Origin of the sequence: Aeromicrobium sp. REDSEA-S32_B7 (assembly GCF_001626145.1) — a bacterium.
GTDB classification, from domain to species: Bacteria; Actinomycetota; Actinomycetes; order Propionibacteriales; family Nocardioidaceae; genus Aeromicrobium; species Aeromicrobium erythreum.
Map to the genome: position 1 here is coordinate 1 of NZ_LUNF01000208.1, position 1,885 is coordinate 1,885.

The following is a 1,885-nucleotide window of genomic DNA, read 5'->3' on the forward strand; positions in this document are numbered from 1 at the left end:
CACCGTGCCGGCGCGCGCGGCCCGCACCGGCGTGCCGCACGCGGCGCCGAGGTCGACGCCGTCGTGCAGCGTGCGCACCCCGGTGACCGGGTGCACCCGCATCCCGTACGCCGACGTGACCGGCCCTCCCACCGGTCGCGACCACGCACCCGTCCCTCCTGCCGCGCCGGACGTGCCCGCGGGCGGGCGGGGGAGCGGGCCTCCCGGGTCGACGAGCACGAACCGCGACGCACCCGTCAGGCGCCCCCGCGGGTCGAGGTAGCGCTCGCCGTCGAGCCGACCGAGGTGCAGGCACGGTCCGGCGCAGTGCGATCCCGCGACGTCGAGCCGGCCGAGGACGTCGCCCGCCTGCACCGCGTCGCCGGCGCGGACGACCCGGCGGACCACGGGCTGGTAGGTGGACCGCTCCGCCCCGTGCTCGACCGTCACCACGCCCACGCCGGCGACGGTGCCCGAGAACAGCACCCGCCCGACCGCTACCGAGCGGACCGGCTCACCGGCGCGACCGGGCAGGTCGACGCCACGGTGACCCGCACGGTAGGGCCCGTCGGGCAGGTCGAAGTCCGCCGTCACCTGGCGCGAGCCCAGGGGCCACCGCCACGGCGGGCCGTCGGCGGGCCTCTCGTCGGCGACGGCCGGGCCGGGCAGGAGGAGCGTCAGCAGCGTGAGGAGGGGGACCAGCAGGAGCAGGGCACTCGAGGACGGACGACGCATGACCCGAGCCAACCGTCGCCGACGCCGCCGCTCCAGGGGCCGACGCAGAGGTGTGGACGCCGTCGACGTGCGGCACGCGGTCGCCGCCGACCTGTGGATTTCTCGATCTCCGGCCCCGTGTCCTAGACTGGCCCCATCACGTCCTCGGACGTGAAATTCGCACGCCCGCCTCCGTCGTGACACCGCCAGCCGGTCGAACCTCGGGCGCGACCCTGGTCCTGCTCGCAGGTCGGCTCGCGCGGCGCGGGAGTCAGGGCACCACCGACCGGTGGTGCGTCAACCAGGAACCGGACCACCCGCCCTCGGGCCGGTGCGTCCACAGGAAGGATCGACCATGGCGGTCGTCACCATGCGAGAGCTGCTCGAGAGCGGCGTCCACTTCGGGCACCAGACCCGTCGCTGGAACCCGAAGATGAAGCGCTTCATCTTCACCGAGCGCAACGGCATCTACATCATCGACCTGCAGCAGTCGCTGGCCTACATCGACGCCGGCTACGAGTTCGTCAAGAACACCGTCGCCCGCGGCGGCACGATCCTCTTCGTCGGCACGAAGCGCCAGGCGCAGGAGCCGATCGAGGAGCAGGCCAAGCGCGTCGGCATGCCCTACGTGAACCAGCGCTGGCTGGGCGGCATGCTCACCAACTTCCAGACGATGCACCAGCGCCTCCAGCGCATGAAGGAGCTCGAGGAGATCGACTTCGACGACGTGGCCGGCTCCGGCCGCACGAAGAAGGAGCTCCTCCAGATGCGTCGCGAGTACGACAAGCTCAACCGCACCCTCGGTGGTGTGCGCGACATGGGCCGCACGCCGTCCGCGGTGTGGATCGTCGACACCAAGAAGGAGCACCTCGCCGTCGAGGAGGCCCGCAAGCTCCGGATCCCGATCATCGGCATCCTGGACACCAACTGCGACCCCGACGAGGTCGACTTCCCGATCCCGGGCAACGACGACGCTATCCGCGCGGTCGGCCTGCTGACCCGCGTCGTCGCCGACGCCGTGGCCGAGGGCCTCATCGCCCGCTCCGGTGCCAAGACCGAGGGTGCCGAGAACGGCGCCGAGGAGCCGCTGGCCGAGTGGGAGCGCGAGCTCCTGGAGAAGAAGGACGACGCCCCCGCCGAGGCCCCCGCGGCCGACGCCCCCGCGGCCGAGGCCCCCGCGGCCGAGGCGACC

At 73.2% G+C, this 1,885-nt stretch carries 2 protein-coding genes; one reads left to right on the plus strand and one right to left on the minus strand.

Features of this window, described 5'->3' with window-relative positions; translation table 11 throughout:
* A partial coding sequence (locus tag A6Q79_RS13755) for a peptidoglycan DD-metalloendopeptidase family protein (protein ID WP_317698626.1) occupies window positions 1-714 on the minus strand: 714 nt, incomplete at its 3' end.
* A gap of 334 nt (window positions 715-1,048) precedes the next feature.
* On the opposite strand from A6Q79_RS13755, the gene rpsB reads away from it, so the two are divergent.
* Window positions 1,049-1,885, plus strand: an 837-nt coding sequence (gene rpsB / locus A6Q79_RS13760) for a 30S ribosomal protein S2 (protein ID WP_317698627.1), incomplete at its 3' end; no start/stop codon positions are given.